This is a genomic window from Planctopirus limnophila DSM 3776 (assembly GCF_000092105.1).
Lineage (GTDB): Bacteria > Planctomycetota > Planctomycetia > Planctomycetales > Planctomycetaceae > Planctopirus > Planctopirus limnophila.
In genome coordinates, this window is record NC_014148.1 from 3,448,339 (window position 1) to 3,471,022 (window position 22,684).

The 22,684-nt window shown below is 54.1% G+C and carries 15 protein-coding genes; 3 read left to right on the forward strand and 12 right to left on the reverse strand.

Annotated features, from left to right (window positions below; all coding sequences use genetic code 11):
* Window positions 1–14: 14 nt before the first annotated feature.
* From PLIM_RS13680 to PLIM_RS13695, 4 genes are all read right to left on the reverse strand, one after another.
* Window positions 15–2,090: an RHS repeat domain-containing protein gene (locus PLIM_RS13680; protein ID WP_041401763.1), complete on the reverse strand. Its 2,076-nt coding sequence runs from the start codon at window positions 2,088–2,090 to the stop codon at window positions 15–17.
* A 63-nt stretch (window positions 2,091–2,153) separates the two neighbouring features.
* Window positions 2,154–3,119, reverse strand: a complete 966-nt coding sequence (locus tag PLIM_RS13685) for an alpha/beta fold hydrolase (RefSeq protein WP_013110918.1) — start codon at window positions 3,117–3,119, stop codon at window positions 2,154–2,156.
* Window positions 3,120–3,173: 54 nt separating this feature from the next.
* Complete coding sequence (locus tag PLIM_RS13690; RefSeq protein WP_013110919.1) at window positions 3,174–3,662, reverse strand: nuclear transport factor 2 family protein; 489 nt, start codon at window positions 3,660–3,662, stop codon at window positions 3,174–3,176.
* 92 nt (window positions 3,663–3,754) lie between these two features.
* A complete protein-coding gene (locus PLIM_RS13695; RefSeq protein WP_013110920.1) occupies window positions 3,755–4,291 on the reverse strand; it encodes a carboxymuconolactone decarboxylase family protein in 537 nt (178 codons plus the stop codon).
* Window positions 4,292–4,505: 214 nt separating this feature from the next.
* On the opposite strand from PLIM_RS13695, the gene PLIM_RS13700 reads away from it, so the two are divergent.
* Entirely contained in the window at window positions 4,506–6,161 is a 1,656-nt protein-coding gene (locus PLIM_RS13700) for a sigma-54-dependent Fis family transcriptional regulator (protein WP_013110921.1), read from the forward strand.
* A 65-nt stretch (window positions 6,162–6,226) separates the two neighbouring features.
* Here PLIM_RS13700 and PLIM_RS13705 read toward each other — a convergent pair whose 3' ends face one another.
* The 5 genes from PLIM_RS13705 to cphA (PLIM_RS13730) all read right to left on the reverse strand — a co-directional run bounded on the left by PLIM_RS13705 (window position 6,227) and on the right by cphA (PLIM_RS13730) (window position 16,382).
* A complete protein-coding gene (locus PLIM_RS13705; RefSeq protein WP_013110922.1) occupies window positions 6,227–8,260 on the reverse strand; it encodes a right-handed parallel beta-helix repeat-containing protein in 2,034 nt (677 codons plus the stop codon).
* 100 nt (window positions 8,261–8,360) lie between these two features.
* The gene (locus PLIM_RS13710; RefSeq protein ID WP_013110923.1) at window positions 8,361–9,713 is read right to left on the reverse strand and encodes a 4Fe-4S binding protein; all 1,353 of its coding nucleotides are present in this window, start codon (window positions 9,711–9,713) and stop codon (window positions 8,361–8,363) included.
* A gap of 42 nt (window positions 9,714–9,755) precedes the next feature.
* Complete coding sequence (locus PLIM_RS13715; protein ID WP_041401765.1) at window positions 9,756–10,193, reverse strand: MarR family winged helix-turn-helix transcriptional regulator; 438 nt, start codon at window positions 10,191–10,193, stop codon at window positions 9,756–9,758.
* A gap of 261 nt (window positions 10,194–10,454) precedes the next feature.
* A complete protein-coding gene (cphA, locus tag PLIM_RS13720) occupies window positions 10,455–13,145 on the reverse strand; it encodes a cyanophycin synthetase (protein ID WP_013110925.1) in 2,691 nt (896 codons plus the stop codon).
* 621 nt (window positions 13,146–13,766) lie between these two features.
* On the reverse strand, window positions 13,767–16,382 hold the full coding sequence (gene cphA / locus PLIM_RS13730) for a cyanophycin synthetase (protein WP_013110926.1): 2,616 nt from the start codon (window positions 16,380–16,382) through the stop codon (window positions 13,767–13,769).
* Between the two features lie 440 nt (window positions 16,383–16,822).
* Between cphA (PLIM_RS13730) and PLIM_RS13740 the strand changes: the two genes are divergently transcribed.
* Window positions 16,823–17,932: a Nif3-like dinuclear metal center hexameric protein gene (locus tag PLIM_RS13740; RefSeq protein ID WP_013110928.1), complete on the forward strand. Its 1,110-nt coding sequence runs from the start codon at window positions 16,823–16,825 to the stop codon at window positions 17,930–17,932.
* 44 nt (window positions 17,933–17,976) lie between these two features.
* On the opposite strand, the gene PLIM_RS13745 is transcribed toward PLIM_RS13740, so the two are convergent.
* Window positions 17,977–19,914, reverse strand: coding sequence for a vWA domain-containing protein (locus PLIM_RS13745; protein WP_013110929.1), 1,938 nt, complete (start codon window positions 19,912–19,914; stop codon window positions 17,977–17,979).
* Between the two features lie 653 nt (window positions 19,915–20,567).
* Here PLIM_RS13745 and PLIM_RS13750 point away from each other — a divergent pair.
* A complete protein-coding gene (locus PLIM_RS13750) occupies window positions 20,568–20,777 on the forward strand; it encodes a hypothetical protein (protein WP_013110930.1) in 210 nt (69 codons plus the stop codon).
* A gap of 173 nt (window positions 20,778–20,950) precedes the next feature.
* Here PLIM_RS13750 and PLIM_RS22970 read toward each other — a convergent pair whose 3' ends face one another.
* The gene (locus PLIM_RS22970; protein WP_013110931.1) at window positions 20,951–21,394 is read right to left on the reverse strand and encodes a carboxypeptidase-like regulatory domain-containing protein; all 444 of its coding nucleotides are present in this window, start codon (window positions 21,392–21,394) and stop codon (window positions 20,951–20,953) included.
* 77 nt (window positions 21,395–21,471) lie between these two features.
* Entirely contained in the window at window positions 21,472–22,521 is a 1,050-nt protein-coding gene (locus tag PLIM_RS13760; protein WP_013110932.1) for a DUF1559 domain-containing protein, read from the reverse strand.
* Between the last annotated feature and the right edge of the window lie 163 nt (window positions 22,522–22,684).

Here is a 22,684-nt window from a genome sequence, read left to right on the forward strand (position 1 = left end):
ACAAAGGGTAGTGTTTATTGAGGGTGGCAGTGTGTATGCGAGCACTTGCAGTTCCATGGTTTCTCCCCTGGGGTGTGACATCCCGCGTTTCTGCATTTTTTCTCTGCAGCTGCCTCACAGCTCTCTTTGGTGTCACCTGTAGCACTGAAGATACCACATCCGGGCTTGCAGCATCCATTTGCCTTTGTCGTGCCCTTCCATTTTGGTTTTTTGCAAGTCCAAATAGTTAGTCCAGTTGCCATGCCAGTTCTATCCCACGTGCATGTATTTAACACTTCGCCTTTCGATTCACAGCATTGTTTACCTAAATCAATCTTTATTTGAGTGCAACAATTTCCATTTATCCAGGCTAAGTAACTGCAGTATTCGTTGGAAACTTGGGGGCCCCTTCCCGAGCCAGGGCAATAGTTATGACAGGGTGTTCCAGTGCAGGGGATCTCTCGCAAGCCTGATGGGTCTGTGTGGTTTAATGGTTTACTAGATGCGTACGAATACAGAGGTGTGAAGCCTGGCTCAACAATCAATCTCACCTGTTCGTTGATAAGTCGAAATATAGGATCACGTGATACCCAGAGGCCTAAGGTGGAAATGAGCGTTCGGTGCCGAACCATATACATAACCTGTGACTTGATTGCCTTGTAGCCACAGTAAAGAATTGTCCAGGCACGACTGGGAGAAGCGTGGACAAAGCTGTCGTCGAGGGTGGTGATTTTGCCATAAAGAGAGTAGTTGTAGTGTTCCTGGGTGTCGCCGTTCCCATTGACAATGGCGTCGACGTTCCAGTTGGCGTCTTGAAGGGTGTAGAGGCGTTCGTCGAGGGTGGAATCTGTAGAACGGTCGCGGAGGAGGCAGTTGTCGATGTATCTCAGACCCCAGATGTGGTGTTGGTGGGGGGCTTCTGAATCAGGGGCGGTGCCCAGGCGGTCTTCGAGGTTTTGCCAGCCGCTGTTGTAGTAGAGGTGGCGGGTTTCCTCGATGGTACCGTCGGTGTATTCTTCCTGGGTAATCTGGAACTTGCGGCCGTCGTAGGCGTAGGTGCTGACGGTTTCCAGTGTGCTGGAGACTTCCTCTTCGAGTTTGACGAGTCGGTTCCAGGCGTCGTAGGTGGCGAGGTATTCCTTGCTGGGGTCTTTGGGCTGGGGGATGGTGGTCATGTTCCCGGCGGGGGAGTAGGCGGGTTGGGCCCAGCTTGAACCGACGCTGTTGGTGATGGTGCCGATTTCGTTGACTTCGTTGGCGGTTCTGGCCTGGACAAGGTCGTTGGTCAGATCGCCGTCGTCGTCGCGGGTGTGGGCGGTCCAGTTGCCGGTGGCGTCGAGGTTCCAGGTCTCGCCGAACGTTTGACTGGTGAGGGCCGTGTGGCCGACATTCAATGTTCCGCGAGCCATGTCCTTCAACCGATGGCTGCCGTCGTAGGTGTAGATTTCGTCGAACTCGGCACTGTAAGACTGGGCGACCGGGTTTTCCCGCCAGATGCGGTTCGAGGCGCGGTCGTAGCCGTACTTGATGCGGTCGAGATCGGTGCCCTCTTTGTGCCAGCGGTTGTCTTTGACTCGGCCAAAGCGGTCGAGGCCCGTGTATATATCGCCGGTATCGGGATCATTGCTGGAACCGACCAGCGTCCATTGGATGCCGGGTTCGGGGGAGGTGCTGGTGACGAAGGTACTACGGCCCAGGTATTCGTAATCGACCAGGTGAGTGGAATCGTCGTCGATGATCGAGACGGTGCGGCTGAGGGCATCATCCAGACTGTTGGCGGTGCCGTAGCTGTAGGTCAACGTGCGGCCGTTGGGATAGACCAGCCCTGTCTGGCGGATCGAGTTATTCGAGCCGTCGGCGTAGGTGTACTGGACTTTCGGTGTCGTCAACACGTTCACCGCTCCATCATGGGACTGGTACTCCGTGATCAGTTGGCCAAAATCATCGTACACCATTTGTACCTGATTGATGCAGTTACTCATTGCGACGGAATCGAAAGCCACTGCCGGCGAGCGATCCCCGGCAGTGGGTGGAAAGAAACACTTTGCTGAAATATCAAAGAGCAAAAAGATCATGGTCGAGGGAGGCGCAAACTCTTGTGCCGCTGGCACACAGGTCGCTCTAAGACGAGCAATCTGTGCCACCTGCTGTCCGGAAGGTTGGTGAGCCGAGAATCACTTGCGAGCAACATGCTTGCCGAGGAAATCACGCATCAGTCGGGCAATCTCGTCGCCGTTGGATTCCAGGGCAAAGTGACCCGCGTCGAGGAGATGGAACTCCAGCGTCTTGAGGTCTCGTTTGTAAGGCTCGGCACCGGCAGCGGGGAAGATCTGATCATTCTTTCCCCAGACGATCAGCATCGGCGGCTGGTGCTTACGGAAATACTCCTGCCAGCGGGGATAAAGGGCCGGATTGCTGCCGTAACTGAGGAACATGTCGAGCTGAATCTCGGCATTGCCGGGGCGGTCGAGGAGAAACTGATCGTGGGCAGCTCCATCCGGGCTGACACGCTCCGGCTGCTTCACCCCATGCAGATACTGCCACTTGGTGGCGTCGTAGTTGAGAACTCCCTTGAGGGCGTCGCGCTTCGTCTGGCTGGTGGGATCGTTCCAGTAGGCCTTGATCGGCTTCCAGAAGTCGTTGTCGAGCCCTTCATCGTAGGCATTGCCATTCTGGACGACGATCGCCGTGATGCGTTCGGGATGGGCACTGGCCAGACGATAGCCGATCGGCGCGCCGTAGTCCTGCACATAGAGGGCGTACTTCGTGAGGCCGATCTTTTGCGTGAATTCGTCGATTACCTTTGCCAGGTTGTCGAAGGTGTAGGTGAATTTGTCGTGGGTGGGCATCGAGCTGTGGCCGAAACCGGGATAGTCAGGGGCGATGACGTGGTACTTGTCGGCCAGAGCGGGAATGAGATTGCGGAACATCTGCGAACTGGTGGGAAAGCCGTGCAGCAGCAGGATCGTCGGCGCGTCCTTCGGACCGGCCTCACGATAGAAGATGTCGAGGTCGCCCACTTTGACCGTCTTGTGCAGGACAGTCTGGGTTTGAGCCTGGGTTTCGTTGGCGGAGAGCCAACCCCATGCCGTGAATGCTGAGAAAGCCAATAGAATAGCGAGGGAATTACTGCGAGACATGGTCAATACTCTCTAAATGAGAAGTGGGCTTTAAAGAACAAGTTTGATCGTTATTTAGCGGATTTCGAAAATGCCCGGGTGATCCGCTGGGCGTGCGCCGGGGGCGGGCCAGAAGAATTTGCGGTCGGATTCGACGATATCGATGTCGTTGATGCTGGCCTCGCGGCGACGCATCAAACCACGTTCGTCGAACTCCCAGAGTTCGTTGCCATAGCTCCGGTGCCAGCCGCCGTGGAGATCGCGCCATTCATACTGGAAGCGGACAGCGATACGATTATCAGTAAAAGCCCAGAGATCTTTCACCAGCCGATAGTCGAGTTCCCGTTGCCATTTACCAGCCAGAAACCGTTGGATCTCTGCGCGACCGGTGACGAACTCGCTGCGATTACGCCAGACGGAGTCCTCGGTGTAGGCAAGGGAGACACGCACTGGATCACGGGAATTCCAGCTATCTTCGGCCAGACGAACTTTGCGGAGTGCCGTCTCTTGTGTGAATGGCGGCACTAGGATCAGTGTCGCATGCTGTTGGATCGTCGTGGACATGATGATCTGCCTCTTTCGTGAGCCGGGAACTCATTGAGGATAACGCTCGTAAAGCCTCGCGACTGTTGGTCATCGCGAGGCTTCGACTGTTGTTAGAGAGCCGGAGCGTGGGGGAAATCGACTTCCGTCGCTGCGACGATGTTGAAGTAGTTGGTCAAGATGTCGTGGGCGACACCAGCGACGACTTCGGCAATCACGCCATCACCAAAACCTGCATCTCGGACGGCCTGCACGTCGGCTTCGTTCACATGACCGCGCGTCTCAACGACTCTGTGAGCAAAACGCAGCAGAGCATCGGTTCCCGGATCAACCGCCTCTCCATGCCGACTGTCACGCAGTTGGTCGACAGTCAGGCCGACCATCTTGCCAATGGCCGAATGAGCAGCCAGGCAATAGTCACAACTATTGGCTTGAGCGACCGCTAAAGAAATCTGTTCTCGAACTTTGGCACTCAGTTGCCCACGCGCCAGGGCACCACTGAATTGCAGATAGCCTTCGAGGACAGCCGGAGCTTGAGCCATCGTTCGCATCATGTTGGGAACCATCCCCAACTTGCGGCCAACTCCATCGAGCAGTTCTTTGACGTGGCCAGTGGCATTCTGTGGATCGAGAGGAGTGATTCGTGGCATGATGATTTCTTTCAAATTCTGGATTCAAATTCTTGTCACCGAACAATTCGATAACTGACACCCCTTAGCACACATCCCATGCCACTCAACAGAAAAAACACAAATCATTTAAAAACATGAGTTTACGACATTTTTATTGACACCTAGTAAATAACGACATATCGTATTCTTACGAATACACGTAAACACATCACGAAATTTCGTGAGTCGATCTATGAGCGATGTCCGCAGTGAGCCTCTGGTCTCAGACCCCAAACGCCTGCTCCTTGATCTGGCGCGAGAACATTCCGTTGAGGGCTTGCTCAACCTGATTGTCAGCCGACTGGCAGAGCAGAAACGCATCGCTCTGGCCCGCATCTGGTTATCGCAACCGACAAGCGAATGCCGTGGCTGCTCGACACAGGAGGTGTGTCAGCACCAGACAGAGTGTCTGAAACTGGTTGCCAGTCGTGGATCCTCGCTGACAACGCCCTCGATCACCTGGACTGCGGTGGATGGGGCTTTCCAGTATATGCCCTACAGCGTGCGCAAAGTGGGACGGATCGCTGCCACGGGACTGGCCATCGAAGAACCAGAGATCCAGGAACCTCTACCAGAATGGATTGCACGTCCGGAGTGGGTACGAGCCGAAGGGATTCGAGGCTTCGCCGGTCAACCACTGATCCACAGGGGAAAAGTTCTCGGGGTACTCGGAGTCTTTGCCCGGCAGATTATTGGCGAAGAATGCATGGGCTGGCTGCGCATGATTGCCGACCACGCGGCGGCAGCAATCGTTACCGCTCGAGCCTTTGCCGAAATTGAAAGTCTTCGTAAGCGTCTGGAATTGGAGAACGAGTACCTACGGGAAGAAGTGACGGGGAGCGGTGCGTTCGGCGAACTGATCGGTCAAAGCCCGGCTTTGGGGACAGTCTCTCAGCAGATCGACCTGGTAGCACCGACCGATTCGTCAGTATTGATTCTTGGGGAAAGTGGCACTGGCAAAGAGTTGGTCGCCCGCGAGATCCATCGCCGCAGCAGGCGATCGAATCGTCCGCTCATCAAGGTGAACTGCGCCGCCGTCCCGCGCGAACTCTACGAGAGCGAGTTTTTCGGGCATGCCAAAGGGGCATTCACCGGAGCCCTGCGCGATCGAGTCGGACGATTTGAACTGGCGGATGGGGGGACACTCTTTCTTGATGAAGTGGGCGAGATTCCGCTGGAACTCCAAGCCAAACTGTTGCGTGTGTTGCAAGAGGGAGAACTGGAGCGAGTTGGCGAAGAACGAACACGGAAGGTCAACGTGCGGATCATAGCGGCCACGAATCGCGATTTACGCATGGAGGCGGAGGCGGGGCGGTTTCGGCAAGATCTCTATTACCGTTTGAGTGTGTTCCCTGTGGAAGTCCCGCCATTACGTCGACGCAAAGAGGATGTTCCCCTCCTGGCCAGTCACTTCCTGAGGATTGCAGCACGCAAGGTGGGACGTCCTCAACCTTTGTTGACTCTCGCCATCGTCCAGAAACTTCAGCAATACGACTGGCCGGGAAATGTGCGCGAGTTGCAGCATGTCATCGAACGAGCGGTCATTACTTCGACCAACGAGAGACTCTTGATTGAACTCCCTCAAACAACGGGCAGCAAACCCACCAGATCTGTGAAGTCGCCCAGCAATTCCACAGCGACATCTCAGGAGATTCCCATTCGCACCGACCTGGAGATCCGGCAGATGGAAGCAGAAAACATTCTGGCAGCACTGCAGGCCACTCATGGCAAAATCTCAGGGCCAGGGGGAGCAGCAGCACTTCTGGGCCTCAAGCCAACCACTCTGGCTTCACGGATCAAGGCTTTGGGAATCAAGCCTGCCCCTCGCTATCCGAGAGGAGAAGACTAACTCTTGATGACGCAACAAGATGACGCGAAGTCTGAGTACCCCATCGTGAGAAAAGGGTCTTCGGGTCACTGTGAAGCTGAAGACACAACTGCTGATCGAGGACCAGTATCAGCAAGTGGTCGAGGCTGAGATCGGTCGGGCCACCAGCCGAGTTCTCGATAAACGGGTGAGTTGATCTGGAATCCTTGTTGGGGTTGTGAGCGATCAACCAGTAAGGGATCAGCCAATAGAGAATCCTTATCGTACCCCAGTTCTTGCCAGGCCGCCCATTTCCACATTCCCCACCTCCATGGCTGCGGGGCATTCGAGAAGTAGAGATTCTTGTTGAGCTGCACGTTGCGGTTTTTCCAGTTCGAATGCAGAAAGTGGCCAGTCGTATTGACAACGACGTTCTGCTCGAACGTAAATGAGTTGTGCTCTTCTTCCTTAGACCGGCGCACTCCCCCTTCACCACAATCGACAATCAGATTGCGGCGAATGATGTTGTCTTTACCATAGTGCTGATGAAAACCAGCCTTCATACAGCGGGCGACGACGTTTTCTTCCAGCAGAATGCCCGTCGAACCTTCGTCGGTATAGAGCCCCCACGCTCCGTATTCGTGGCACTTCAAGTCATGAATCAGATTTTTGCGAACAATCGTTCCCGGCTGTGGGCCCAGCAGATAAACACCACCCATATCGCTGAGAAGATCGCTTCCCAGATGGTGGATATGATTGTGTTCGACGATGTTGTGATGGCAGGGAGACTCTTTATAGCCCCAGGTCCAGCCAACCGAGATCCCGGAGTAAGGAGCATCGAAGATCGTGTTATCCGAAATCCGGTTTTCACTCGACTGAAAGACGATGACACCCACAGCACCAAAATCAATGTTTCCATAGCGGCTGATCTGACAACCAGACACGATGTTTCGACTGACCTGCTTTTCCGACTCGGGTGCGATCACCGCCTCACCAATCCGGATCCCGCCCGCCCCCAGGTTATGCAATCGGCAGTTTTCAATCCGAATGGAATTGCTGCCTGTCTGCAAATCTACGCCATATCCCGCGACTAGAGAAACTGTTGAGTTTTTGAGCGTACAGTGACGAGCCCAGCGGAATTGTATGGCACCGCGCCTTTTGGCCGCCGCCTGCACATCGATTTCGCCTTGAGCAGAAAATGAACTCCCACATTCCCGGAAATCAAGCCCCTCCAGTGTCACGTTTTCGGCATGGTCAACGACCACCAAGGCTTCCAGTAGCGAGACATCGACTCGTGGGATTGCCGATGAAGAACCTGCCTGTGCGAGTGGTTTCCAGAGGATGGCATTTTCAGCCGGTCGATAAATCCATTCTCCCTCACGATTGATGTCAGTTAACGAGTTTTCGAACCAGAAGCGGTTCTTCTTTTCCTGCCGATGGCCGATGGCTGCCAGTGGAAGTGTCAGCGTACGTTGCCTGGTGTCAATGCCCGTCACAACCTGCTCAAAGCCAGCCCATTTCTGAACTGCTCGAACGACCAGGCCCGACCCTTCCTGCCAGGCAGAATTCCAGTGCTCTTGAGGAATCTCCAGTTGGATGGGCCCATTTGTCTGAAGAGTCTGTTCTGTCTCCAACCAGCCAGCATCAGGAGTGCGAGCCCGGGCCAGGAGTTTCCCATCGTGAAAGATCAGTCGAGGGCTGAGATGTGCCGGAACCGGCATGGGTAAAGTGGCTTGCCATAGCCCGTCATGCCCTGCGACAGGCTTCCAATCGTGAAGTGAAATCGACCCGCGAATAATGGATCCCGGCGAGCCCCTAAGAGTCATCCCGTTATGCTTGGCAGTCAACTTCAGTGTCTTGTCGAGTCGATATTCTCCCGGAGAGAGAATGATTGTCGCCCCCGGTTCCTTCGCCACGATCCGATCGATCGTTTTCTGAAGAGACCCTTCGACAAGACCTTCGGGGGATATTCGACTGGCATCAGCAGCCAGACTTTCCAGGGGCGTTAGGACTGCTATTGCCAGAAGTGTCACCAGAATCTGGCAGATATCTGATACAGGAGTTTGGTATCGTGACCCTTCTAAAACTCTTGTATTTTTTGGGGCGGACACAACCTGTGTTGCTGACAGTCGCTGCCACATGGCAATCCTCTTCCTCAACTTCACTGTATGAGAACATGGTGATCTCTGTGACAGTATCAGAACGGGACTGTCGCTTCATGCATCAGCGACCATTGTCCTGTTACTGGGGAAAACACTTGCCGAATGCCACCAGCAGCTTGAGTGGACCTCTCAGGCGGATTTTACGTGTCAGTAATGCCCAGACGATGTGGCGTTCCTTTCGAAGAAACCCAATCCAGGTCGAAGCCTCTGCGTTGATGCTGAGATCGGCATTACCCTGGTGCCCTTCTGTGACTGTCAAAGCCTGGTCATGAATCTGAAACGTCGCCCGCTGAGGCTGCCCCTTCGAGATTTCATCGCCAGTAAACGTGAAATGGAATGTGGCATTCAACTCAGCCGATTGCTTTGGCTGAAAAACATGCGGAGCCCCTTTGAGGAACCCTTCAATCGTGGCAGGCCGCAGACCGTTGCCGACGATTTTGACTTTCTTGTGAGGAAATCGACGGGTGACGTGCTGCTGGGCATCGGAGTTCTTCAGCACATAGATGGTCTCGTGCTTGTCTTGCAGTGGACGCACAATCTCCCTGAGATGCTCTTTTTTGTCCGCAAGATAGGGGCCGATGACATCTTCTCCTGCCGGGCAAACTGACAGGCAATACGCCGCCTTATAATTGGGACCAAACGAGAGACTTTGCCACAACGATGAAGACTCGGCATCGGTCACTCGCTGGCGATATTCGACAGCATTCCTGCTATCAACGACCTGCTCCACCCAATCCGTGAAGCCTCCCATGAATTCGCGATAGTTGTGTGTATAGCAGGCAGAAAAATCGAATTGACCATCGGCTGAAATCGCACCTACCGGGCAGGCGGCTACGCAAAGTTTGCACTCCAGGCACGGGTTGTAACTGATGGGATCGTCGTATGCCGAAATCTCGGCATCGAGCAGAATTGTCCCCAGAAGTATGAAGTTACCAAATCGTGGATGAATCACATTGCGATGAATTCCCATCATCCCCAGCCCGGCAGCGACAGCAACTGGTTTGTGGGACACCACCCAGACCTTCCCGGGAAAGTCAGCCATCTCCATAGGAAAACCCATGGAGGGATTCATAGCTCCAATACCACGATCTTCAAGCTGGCGGACAATGCGGTGAGCGATTTCATTCACCTCATCACCGCAATGATGAAACTCCAGATTAGCCACAGATCGAGAGGGAGAACGAATGGGTTCGCGATTCATCCGCACGACAATGCTCATGAGCGCTTTCGTCCGGGGGTAAGCCTTCAAGATCTCGTGCCGCTCCTGATCCAGAACAGGCCTGCCGATCTCGATGAATCCCACATCATCGGCACCAGCATCGCGTGCCAGTTGCTTCAGTTCACTGGCCTGCAAAACTGCTGCTGGACTTGCTGGCCCAGACTGATTTTTCTCGCGGTAGGCCAGCACTGTCGGATGCTTTTCAATCTTCATGCTTCACCTGTTGCATATACAACTATATGGGCAAATCGAGAATTAAGACTTTGTTCGAATTCGATCAGACGATGTGGTGAGTTGTTGAACCATCTCAGCGCCGAGAGTGGCGATCACTTGCGACTGAGCGGCTTCCCAAAACCCGGCTGCCGTTTCCAGAAGCTGGCGTCCTTCGCTGGTCAGCCGGACTTGCTGTGCCCTGCCGTCGTTGTCGTCGCTCAGCAACTCCAGCCAGCCTCGATTTTTCATTCTCTCCAGATTGCGGCTGAGAGTCGAAACATCGATATGAAGTGCCTCACCGAGATCCGTAGGACGTGGCAAGCCCATCAAGGCGACAACCACCAGAATGTTCATCTGGCTGACTTTCAACCCCAATGGGCGCAATGCCTCATCGTAGACATTCGTAACGACTCTATTGAGCATACGCAGCCGCACGGCCACGCACTCCCTCGCAATCTGCTCAATTCGAATTTGGGACACTTTTCATTTCCGATCATAGGCCGATAGTTATTGTACATGCAAGTAAAATCACTCGCAAGGCATTTTTGAGATTTTCCAAGTGGCGCCTCGCGCACGCAGATCCATGCACGACTGCGCCCTTTAGTGGCGAGGCTAATTTCGCACCGAGCCTCCGATCCATTGGCTGCTCGACAATCCTTCAATAACAAAAATGCCCGGACGGAAATGTCCGGGCACGTCGTACTCAGTGGCAAATCGTCTCAGATGCGATCACACAGCAAACTATTCTTCCTCGAACGACTTCCTCGAACGATGGGGATTTGCCTGAGTGGCAACCGCCAGTGGGAGTTTCGAGATGTAGGTTTGAACGAACTGAATGGCCTCGTCGACCTGGTCAGCCTGAATGAGTACCAGATCGCCGGGTTCCATCCGCTGGAGGCACATTTCAATCGCAACCATTTCACCACGCGTTTCGAGGATACTTGAAAGCCTACCCCCTTGAGAGAGGCCTTGCCGCATCAGTCGGATGACTTCGCCATCCGCCCGGCCGCGCGTGCATTGATCCTCGTAGATCACGATCTCATCAAAGCCACTGGCAATGAGCTGCGCCTGTCGCACGATATCTTCATCGCGGCGATCGCCTGCAGCCGTATAAACAATCCGGCGGCGGCCATGTGGCAACTGGTTGATCGCATCGAGTAAGGCGACAATCGCCGATGAATTGTGGCCATAATCGATAATCAGCGTGGCTCCAGCCGCTTCCAGCACATTAAACCGGGCCGGTGCCTTGCGGATATCACTGCTGAACGTCTCGAGTGCCGAACGGATCGTTTCGAAGGGAATGCCCAGGGCCCAGGCCGCAGCCATCGAAGCCATGGTGTTATCGACCTGAAAACCAATCAGCCCCGAGAATGTCAGCGGGACATTATTGAGCGACGCCACTCGCGCACTCCAGCTTCCTTCGGCTGCTATGAGCCAGTTCTGCTGGGTATAGACGGCTTTACCGCCTTTGGCCAGATGCGACTTGACTGCAGGATGATCACCTGAGCGGGCAAAGAGAATCACTTTCCCGGGGCAATAATCAGCCATGGCAAGAGTGATGGGATCTTCGGCATTCAGGACGGCATGACCATCGGGTGATACGTTCTCGACAATCACACGCTTGACGCGTCCAAGTTGTTCGGCTGTCTCAATGCCAGCCATCCCGAGATGATCGCCTTCCCCAATATTGGTCACAATGGCGACATGGCAGCGGTCAAAGCCGAGCCCTTCGCGCAGAATTCCACCACGGGCGGTTTCGAGCACAGCCGCTTCGACAGTGGGGTTTGAAAGAACAGTTCGAGCACTGCGCGGGCCACTGCAATCGCCCGTATCAATGCGACGATCATCGATGTAGACACCATCGGTGCAGGTCATGCCGACGCATTTACCCTGCTGACGGAAGATATGTGCCATGAGGCGTGTCGTGGTCGTTTTTCCATTCGTTCCCGTCACTGACACGATGGGTACACGACCATCGTCGCCGGGAGGGAACATGGTATTTACAATTGCTTCACCCACCGGACGAGGTTGACCGGAGGAAGGCTGGAGATGCATCCGCAGTCCCGGAGCGGCGTTGATCTCGACAATCACACCGCCCTGCTGCTCGAGCGGCCGACTGATGTCACTGGCCACCACATCGACACCGGCAATATCGAGGCCCACCATGCGGACGGCATCAATCACTCGTGCAGCGACTTCCGGATGGACTAACTCAGTCACATCAGCAGCGCTGCCACCGGTACTGAGATTGGCATTACGCCGCAACAGCACCAGTTGGCCTGCAGCGGGAACGGAATCGGGAATCAATCCCTGATCAGCCAGCACAGCACAGGCGATATCATCGAGCGGAATCTTGCTGAGCGGCGTGGCGTGATCTTCACCACGGCGCGGATCGAGATTGACCTCACGAACCAGTTCGCGAATGGTGTGACGCCCATCCCCCACGACTTGTGGAGGTTCACGGCGAGCAGCAGCCACCAGTTTGTAGCCGATAATCAGCAGTCGATAATCCGAACCGGGAGCAAACTTCTCGACGAGAATCTCGCGTCCTTCTTCCCGAGCTGCAGCAAAGGCAGAGAAGACCTGCTCTTTGGAAGACAGGTTAACCGCAACTCCCCGGCCCTGGTTGCCATCTTTAGGTTTGATGACCACGGGCAGACCGATTTCGAGAGCGGCAGCCCAGGCATCTTCGGCATCCACGACCTGCCGCCCTTTAGGGACAGGGACGCCCACCGCCTCCAGAAGGTTCTTCGTCAGTTCTTTGTCCTGAACGATCGCCTCAGCCACAGCACTGGTGCGATCTGTTTCAGCCGCGAGTATGCGATGCTGTTTGCAACCATAGCCTAACTGAACCAGACTGCGGGTATTCAAGCGGCGGAAAGGGATGCCACGAGCCACAGCCGCCATGACGATCGAATTGGTACTTGGCCCGAGTCGAATCTGCTGGTCGAGTGTCCGCAGTTCGTCAACCATTTCCGCAGCAGACATCGCCAGCTCAGGAGCGTGCCCGGGAAGCAGATTCTCCAGTGCGAGGGCATGACGGGACAAACGCAAAGCGTCCTTCAATGCCTGCCGGCCCACATCTTCTTCGCAATACTCAAAGGCAATGCGAAATAAGCCAGTCTCTCTGGTTTCGACAACGCGCCCCAGCGTGACGAGTGAACCCGCCGCATTCTGCAAGCCCACCACCAGTCGTACCACAACCTCAGCGACTCCCAGCAGGATCGAGCGATCCTGTTGTGTCTGGCTGAAGACTTCGGTTTCATCTTCCTGTGCGAGAAAGGCCGCCATCTCTGTCAGTTGTCCGCGGAACTTGGCCAGTTCCAGGGGAAACTGCATGGTCACCTGACGCAAATCCAGGGTGGCTTCTATGACGGTCAATTGAGACCAGACATTCGGCCCACGCAACGCGCGGACATTCGCCAACTCCATAAAGCATCCTTTGTCAATGTCGCGGCAAACTGTCGTCACTGGGAGGTGGCATAGGCACTGGCCTGCCGCCGGTCGCTGGCATCAATGATCAATTGCTGCCAATGACCCTTTTCCTGTAAAGCCCAGACTCCAGTCAGGCGACATCCTGCCGCCTCGTGCCAGTCCTGCTGCTGGCTACTGAGTGTTGATCCTGTTGTATCGTCAAAATCAAGGTCGATCAGTCACAAGTTCGCTTTGAGTCGAAGTGGTAGTTCCATCAAAGCAATTCCAGCAACACTTGTCATCAAGATGATAAAAGCTGTCGCAAGAATGACGAATTTGTGAGTAGATCCTGCTCCCTGATACGTTGCTGCTGCTCGTGTCTTGTGAATTGTTATGCAAAGAGAAATCAAATCAAAGATGATTGAAATAAGTTCCTGCGAAGTTACGCAAGTGACGCAGGCCCGGTTAACAAAAATCTTGTTCACTGAAACTGAACACCAACCCTCGCAATTTGTATCTTCAGCAAATCTCAACCCGTGATTTCAAACACTTAAACTGCCAATACTGTCGATTTGGAACACCCGAGACTGAATCTTCTCTGAGTCTTCTGAAGTCGTCCCCAAGATGAAAACAGCGACTCTACGCTTTACTGACAAGCTCTAACCCTAGAAGCTGCTGAACCTTACGAATAGTGGCAGAAATCGCCCCAGCCTGAATCAACAGGACATCTCCCTCGCGAAAATCGTGCCAGGCAGCATCGACCGCCTTTTGCCAATCCTCTTCCAGATTCACGCAAAGCTTTTCTGAATCAGCGGTTGCACGAATTGAAGCGAGCAGAAGTTCTCTTGGTGCATCCGCACCCGTCGTGGCACAGCCTGGCAAATGATACAAGTAAAAATTCTGGAAATGCTCTGCGAGCAACTCTCCCTGTTGCGTGATATCGCTGTGGATTCGATCGTTTTCCGCAGCGTAAACCACCAACTTTCGCTGGCTCGAGAAGGCCTCCAAGCCGGCAATCGTGGCTTTAAGGGCTGACGGATTCCGGGCATCGACGACAATCAGCGTTTTTCCACCCAATTGAAAAACGTTGAACCGGCCCGGATCGTCTGCCAGATTTCCCTGGAAGTGCTGCAATCCAGCGGCGATTGCCGAGAACGGAATCTTGAGTCCCCAGGCGGCGGCAGTCGCAGCCAGTACGTTATCAATCTGAAAGCCGATCCGTCCGCCATGGGTACAGGGAACATCTGCCAGACGGACAATTTGCGACGAGAGCCCGCCATCACCCGCGACAATCCAGCCGTCGCGTACGAAAACCACTTTCTTACCTTCACTGCGATGCTGCGAAAGCACAGGCTGACGCTCATCACGGGCAAAGAAAATCACCCCGCCCGCAGAAAGTGTGGACATCTTTGCCACCCAGGGATCGGCCGCATTCAGGACTGCGAAGCCACCCGGCATCACCACATCAACCGGCGTTCGCTTCACCGAATACATCTTTTCCACAGTATGAATATCGTATTCACCCAGATGATCCGGCTCAGACAGGTTCGTGACGACAGCCACATCGCACTTGTCGAACCCTAGCCCTTCGCGGAGAATTCCGCCACGGCCCGCTTCGAGGACCGCAGCCTCGACGGTGGGATTCAGCAGCACGGCCCGCGCACTCTTGGGCCCTGCACAATCGCCCAGCTCAATCACGCGATCTTCCACGACAATTCCGTCACTGGTGGCCACGCCGACCTTGATTCCTGCCTGACGGAGAATGCTGGCGACGAGCCGACTGGTGGTCGTTTTTCCGTTCACGCCCGTCACGCAAACCAGAGGAATGCGGCCAGAAGTTCCCGGTGGAAAGAGTCGCTCAAGAATGGCTTCTCCCACGGGGCGAGGTTTCCCGACGGCGGGCCGCAGATGCATCAATAATCCCGGCCCGGCATTCACTTCGACAATCGCCCCACCCTGCTCCTCCAGAGGCTGGGAAATGTCTTCTGTAACAATATCGACACCAGCGATATCCAATCCTACGATCCGAGCCGCCATCACCGCATGCTCGGCGTTGCGCGGATGAACTTCATCAGTTACGTCGATCGACAAATTGTCATTCCGACGAACAATGACAACCGCACCAGCGGGAGGAATCGACTCCGGGGTGTAACCTTGCCGCTTCAGTTCGAGCAAGACCACGCCGTCATCAAGGCGGACAGTACTCAATGGAAAAATCTCATCATCGCCCCGGCGAGGATCGCTGTTCACCTGCCGTTGAATCAATTCCGCGACGTTGTGCTCACCGTCACCCTCGATCTTGGCGGCATCTCCCCGAGAGGCGGCCACCAGCCTGTCGCCGACCACCAGCAGGCGATGCTCTGATCCTGGAGCAAAACGCTCCACAATCACACCACTTCCCTCCTGGGAAGCTACCACGAAGGCATCACGGATCTCTTCTTCCGTTTCGAGATTCATGCACACGCCACGACCATGATTGGCGTCAATCGGCTTAACAACAATGGGCCCCTCAATCTCCTGAGAAGCTTCCCACGCATCGCCGGGGTCTTTGACCTCGCGACCTTCCGGAACAGGAACACCGGCAGCGCGGAGCATCGATTTCGTCAGGTCTTTATCCTGGGCAATCGATTCGGCAATCGCACTCGTGCTATCAGTTTCAGCTGTCCAGATTCTTCTCTGGCGAAAGCCCTGCCCCAGTTGCACCAGACTCCCTGTGTTCAATCGTCGGTAAGGAATGTTCCTGGCGAGAGCGGCGGAAACAATCGCCTGTGTACTTGGCCCAAGGCAAACACGATCGGCCAGTTCCCTGAGTCGAATCGTTTCAGCCTGGATGTCGAAAGGCTGGTCGTAAACGGCGGCAAGGCATAATCGATGAGCGACTTCCAGAGCCGCCCGGCCCACCGATTCTTCGGCGTATCGAATGGCGACTTTGTAGACACCCTCTTCGGATGTTTCGCGAGCTCTGCCAAAGCCCACATTGGTGCCAGCCATTGTCTGGAGTTCGAGAGTCACATGCTCCAGGATGTGTGCGAGATAAGTTCCCCGCCTGAGCCTCACAAAGAAACCACCCCGTTCGCCGACACTGCAGCGATGCTCGATCATGCCCGGGAGCCAGCTCATGAGTCGATCATTGAAGCCGGGAATCAGCTCCGACGAAAGATCCTTCAGCGGCCCCAGATCGACCAGAGCTTCTAAACATGGTTGACGCGACCAGATATTCGGTCCACGAAGGGCGCGGACACTCCGAATCTGCATGGCAAAACTTTCCCCGTGGGGAGGTATGGCAATCGTTGAAAAATCGCAGCGATCAACTGAAAACCCATCGCCCTGCAAAGTCCGATGACTCTTCTCGGCACTTCTAAAGTAGGTTCCAGCGATCCACTACCATTTGAATGAGTGGATTATTACGACCAGTGAACCCGGATACCATGAGGATTTTCGTGAGGAGGCAGTCTTCCCCGCTCGATTTCACTCGGACAGAACGCCTGAAACGAGAAATTCTGCAGATTCCGCTGATGGAACCGACTTCCTCCATCATCACGTTGAAAACAGATCTGACAAAAGGAGATCTCACCTCGGAACAGCGAATTTCCCCTGTTTTGGATAAGCTGCAGAAACTCTCATCATGCATTTGATCCTTAATGGCGGGCCGGATTTCCGCCAGCAGTTTTCACTCGGAGCTGAGGCTGGCCACCATGACTGTACCCACCGTGCGGCACGTTATTGAAGTGCTTGAACAGATCGCAAGCCCTTACCTGGCTGCCAGTTGGGACAACACAGGCCTGTTGCTCGGCAGCCCCGAGATGGATGCCGGCAGAATTTTGACTTGTCTCTCGCTCACCAGCGATGTCGCTCAAGAAGCCATCGAAACAAATGCGCAATTGATTGTGACGCATCATCCGGTGCTCTTTAAACCCGTTCAGAAACTGACGACACAATCGGTGGAAGGAGCATTCCTCTGGAAACTGGCCCGAGCCGGAATTTCCGTCTATTCACCACATACGGCATGGGATGACGCACCGACTGGTATCAATCAGCAATTGGCCGAACGGCTGGGACTTCACGCCATTCAGCCATTGCGTGTCAAACCCCTCTCTGCTGCACTCAAAATTGTGACTTTTGTCCCCGAAAACTCATTGGAAATCGTGGCGGAAGCGATCTGGCAAGCCGGTGCGGGCACGATTGGAGAGTACAGTCGGTGCAGTTTCTTCCATGCCGGGACCGGGACCTTCCAAGGGTCTGCAGCTACGAATCCCACAGTGGGAACAGCCGGAGTTTTTGAGAGAGCTCCGGAGTTTCGCCTGGAGATTCTCTGCCCGAAAAATCGATTGGAGGCTGCACTCAAGGCACTTCGAGCCGCTCATCCTTACGAAGAACCTGCCATTGATGTGATCCCATTAGAACCTTCGAGCGGTTCCTGGGGCAGCGGCCGTCGCGGAGTCTTGCATCAGCCTGAAACATTGAAGGCCTTTGCCGAGCGTTGCCGGGACGTGTTGCAATCCGGGCACGTCATGGTGGTGGGGGATGCCGAACGCCTCGTGACAACCGTCGCTATTGCCTGTGGCGCAGCGGGTGAGTATCTGAGCGATGCCCGGCGGGCCGGCTGCGATCTCTTCCTCACGGGGGAAGCACGCTTCCACACCGCACTGGAAGCTCGCGAACATCGCACAGGGCTGGTACTGGCTGGTCATTTCGCCACCGAGCGATTTGCCATGGAAGCCCTGGCGAACCGTCTGCAACAGGAGTTTCCTGAGGCGAACGTCTCCGCCAGTCAAGTGGAGCAAGACCCGATCTGGTTCTGCTGAAGTTTTTCAACTCAAGTCGGCAGCGAAACTGTGATTTTCTGGCCTTAAAGATTCTGCCGGATCGGGGAGGGATTAGGCGTTCGAGGAGGAATGAACCCAGGTGTCACCCGGACTTTATAAGAACTGATCCCCCACCCTTTACCATATAAACTTTCTAGCTCGAGCCTGGCACGCACGGCCCAGGGCGTCCCGGGATAGCTTTCTGCAACAGTGGAAAGCATCTCATGGGCCTTCTCTCGCAGCTTTTCGGCGACTGGCCCACCCTCATCAATCGGACTCGAAGCGATCAGTTGCCACATATTGTGATCTGGTTGCTTCGGCTTAGCCTTCCCCGAAGTGATTTGTTCGAGCACACCCAGATAGCTGTGACAATACGCACGCTGGGCCACGAGTAGTGAAACCGCCAGATCATAATTGGCAAGCGATCTGCGGTCGCGCACTCGAGTGCGCCAGGGGCCCAGCTCTTCCAGAGATTTCAGATTCCGGGCTAACCCCGCATCGAAAGCTGCCACCATGGCTCGCGATTCAGGTAAGGTCAATCCACTGACGAGCAGATTATTCGGTATGGGAAACCGGCTTCCCGGTACACCCAGAGCCAAAGTTTTGTAATCTTCAGAAACCGCCACCAGTCCTGCCCGAAAGGGATCGAACTGCAGCGAACGTTGAACTGCCAGTCGATCTCCGTAGAGAGGTTGAAATTCCTCATTAATCTCAGGGTCAATTGCCGGATCAATGTCGGTGCTTGACATCAGAAATAATCCACCCGTTTCTACACATAAACGTTTAAGACCAAAAGCCGCCTCACCGGTCAAAACTGTCGGCTGGTTGTACGAAAAAAACGAATGAGCGGCAGGATCCATGAACTCCAGGTAAGCCGATTCCAGGCCGGGCTCAACGACACTGATGTATTGCTGACCTGACGGGTCAAATCGATGAGTTTCCACAACCGGCCGACCCAGCACAGTCGATTTCCCAATGACAAAACAACGGATGAGATCCTTTTGCATCAGTTCAATGCAATGATCCAGATTCCGAGAAACATCGGAGCCCTCTTCATCAGTGACCACGATGAACATGACGCGGAATGGAACCCGCTCTTTCGCTGGCCCATAGCGGTTTCTCGCGTTCATAACTGCCAGGTAAGTGTTTTCAATCCCGCGTTCGGTCGAAGGCAATCGGTTGATCAAATCTTTGATTTTGAGAGGGTCTTTGACTGTTTTCGTCGAGAGTGCGTGCGGCTTGTCGTCAAAAGCCATCAAGCCGGTCTCCAATGAAGTCTCGATGGGCAGCTTCATCGACTTGAGCTGGGCATAGATTTTCTCCATGCGATCAGCAATCACCCGGCGGTATTCGGTCATCGAGGGTGAAACATCCAGAATCCAGACGACTCGTGTCGGCCCTTCTTGCAGTGACTGAGCGATTTCCTCTGTCAGAATATCCACAGCCCCGGAAACACCATTGGCCCGGGTCATTTTCCCTGCCCTTAAGACAGGTTGCGAAAGTTGTGATGTCTCGAAACTGATCACTTCTCCCGGAGTTTGTGAGCCCGGCCCATAAAACTCACCCGCAATCTGCTCCTTTAAAACCATCGAAGATTGAACAGAAACGCCAGACGAATCAGCCCCCATGACTCCATCTGCCGAGACCTGGCTGGACGATTCGTTGGGATCCGTCACCGTAGCAGCGACATCCATTGTCACGGGCAGCAGTTCTTCTGGCGTTGTCGCGAGGCCGGATTCAATCACAAAAGGGAGCTGAATCACTTCGGAAAACGTAATCAGCGACAACACCAGCAGTAACACCAGGTGCAGCACCAGACTGACAAACCAGGCACTCCGGCGATTCTGCACGGCAGGTCGGCTCATGGAGTCAGCCTGCGGAAGCTCCAAGCCTGCCAGCAGAGAAGGAACGGCCAGAGTAGTACCGGTTAAAGCTGAATTCCGGGTTTCATCATCGGCAGGTGTGGAGAACGTACGGGCCATGATGCTCCTGAATTGCTGGATCACAATTCATGATTATTCAACTATGGGAGATCATTGGGCGCGAAGGTTATTAGAACATTTGCTCAGACTGAAACAATTGGGATTACTACGAATTTCCCCAAAAATCAGATCGCCAAAAAGGAATTGGCCAGTTTTCAGGAAATGGGAAAGTGACTGTTTCACCCGCCATCATCTTGACTGACCGATCTGCCAGCGAATTGCAGATTCTGCAGTGACCAGTGCCACTTCCAGTTGGAAGGGTTAGGCGAAGGTTGTCGCTGGGCAGGCCTCCGGCAAATTTCGCCGGTGCGGAAGGCCGATCTTAAAGTCGAGTGCGCCGTCCGAGCGTCATCGACCTTGAGACTGAGGCACGACCGCTGTGTTTCTGGAAGACTTGCAGCTTATCTGCCGTAGAATCTTAATGTTTGGCATCAGAACTGCTGTTCAGATACCAGCATGAAGTCTCTCCAGGAAGGAGTTGCGAAGACGGGTTGAGCCGGGGAATGTCCCTGGTGAATCTGTCTCCAGAAAAATCGATCTTGACAGGAACTTGAGATCGAAAATCCATCAGGTTAGAATTTGGTCAGGAAGTTTCAGCGAGTCATTGGCACATCGGCCAGAAATGCCGGAGCTTCTCCATTATTGAGGTCTTCATGAGCGAATCACTCCAAATCCATCTCACCAGCCGCCAGTGTGAACTGCTCCAGCGGGGATTGCGATTTGTCCGCAGCAGCCGCATGCTCGAGTTCCGGGATTCATCGGATATGACTGATGAAGAGAGGAAGCAGGAACTGGCCGAGATTCGCGAGCTGCAGAACATGATCGAAGCAGGTGTCAACACGGGCCGTACGGCTCGGGTGTGATTGGCTGGACTAAGTCTCATCGATCATTAATAGTTTCGTGCGGCAAATCGAGCCAAGACGGTTGACTGAGACCAATCGCGACACACCAATTTAAGTCTGATCTTCAAACAGAGAGAGGATTGTCAGTTCGACAATCCTCTCTCTGTTTTTTTGTTGATTTTTACACGCAAGTTTTAAGTACGGGCTGATCCCTTCTTTTTGGGTGGGAGTGGAAGCTGGAATGAGTTTTCTCCAGCACGAACTTCGAATGGTTCGGGAAGCAGAATGTCTTCCGGTGGTTCAAGCATCGGACGGGGAGGATCTCCAGGCTGCAATGGCTTACCAGGATTGCCCGTTGTGACCTTCACTCGATGTGAGCCCACAGCAGCGCCGCCTTGACCATCGAAGTAGCGTAGTTCAAATCGGCCCTGCGAATCTGTATTTCCAGATGAAGCCGTGCCTTTTGCAGGGGTAAAGATTACCAGTGCATCGGCGACCGGTGAGCCTTCTCGCATCACCTGACCGCTGACAGGGGCGAGGACAGGAGTATCACTGACTCCACAACCTGTTGCCAGGAAGACAAAACCTAAACTCCAACCATTCCAGCGAAAGCCGGTTAGTGAAAACAAGGAACTCAATTCACGACTCCTTTTGTCGAACTTAACTCGCTTAACCGAAGAATTACGTCTGATGACCATGAGCTCGGATAAACAAATTAGAATTCGCCAACTGGAGTGTTGTCGTTCTTGTTGCACAGGGCATTCAAAATGGACTGTGACATGTTCTGTGATAGAAAACGGACAGAACCATCTGCGAACAGGAAGTGAGCACCACCCGTGTGAGCCGAATTAAAGACGTGGTGGTAACCGGGATCGCCATACCAGTAGGGCACAGTACCGAATGGATTGCTGCAGTCAGCGTCATAGTTGATGCCAGCCGGAGCCCGGAAACTTGTGACATTACCCCAGAAACCATAGTATTGATCAGCCGGATCTTCTCCACCAGGCCCTCCAGCCCACAGACCACCATTCGAGTTACTGGTCCGACGATCAACCGGATTGCCGCTGCAATCCTTTCGGAAGTTGCCTTGCTCACCCACCATCACAGTATTTGTGGAACCATCTGTCACCTTCTGCAAGCCAACTGTCGAGAAACCCTTAATGGGAGGGTTGATCAGCCCGTTCCAAACTTGACGACCATGAGCCCCTTCCCAGATCGTGTCATTTGCCGTCCCACCAGCTGGTGCATCGTAGGCACCGGCAATGCCCACATAATTCGTTGTCTGAATTGCAATAGAGTTCGGGACACCCGTTGTTAAGCCGCGCGTGGCTGTATTGGTGTTTTGAGTTCTTGTTTGAGGCAAGGGACTTGATGGGCAATTGAGACCCGCAACTCGCAAACTGCTCATGGTCTGCCAGGCGCGGTTCTTACCACGTTCCATCGTGAAATCGTTGTCAGTAAAGGCCAGTGAATTGTAGGCCGCTGTCTGATCCATCATGGGGAACAGTCGGACAATCCAACTGGCTGCGGTTGTTGTCGATTGACCCGAGCTAGTGACGCGTGTCGTTGACATCGGAAACATGTTCGACTGGTCATGATAGTTGTGCATGGCCAGACCAAGTTGCTTGAGATTGTTACGGCACTGTGTCCGTCGAGCCGCCTCTCTTGCCTGCTGAACCGCAGGAAGAAGTAAGGCAATGAGCACCGCAATAATTGCGATGACCACCAGCAACTCAATCAACGTAAACCCTCGAAAACGCGGCATGTCAAATCTCTCCAGTAATACAAGTAAACATAGACTACTATGGACATCTCGATATGACGCACAGTTCGTTCCAAAACTCAAAAAGATGAAGAAATTGTAATCTATAGACCATAAACGGAACTTTTATCACACTGATTGATCATTTTAACATGCCAACCTTCAT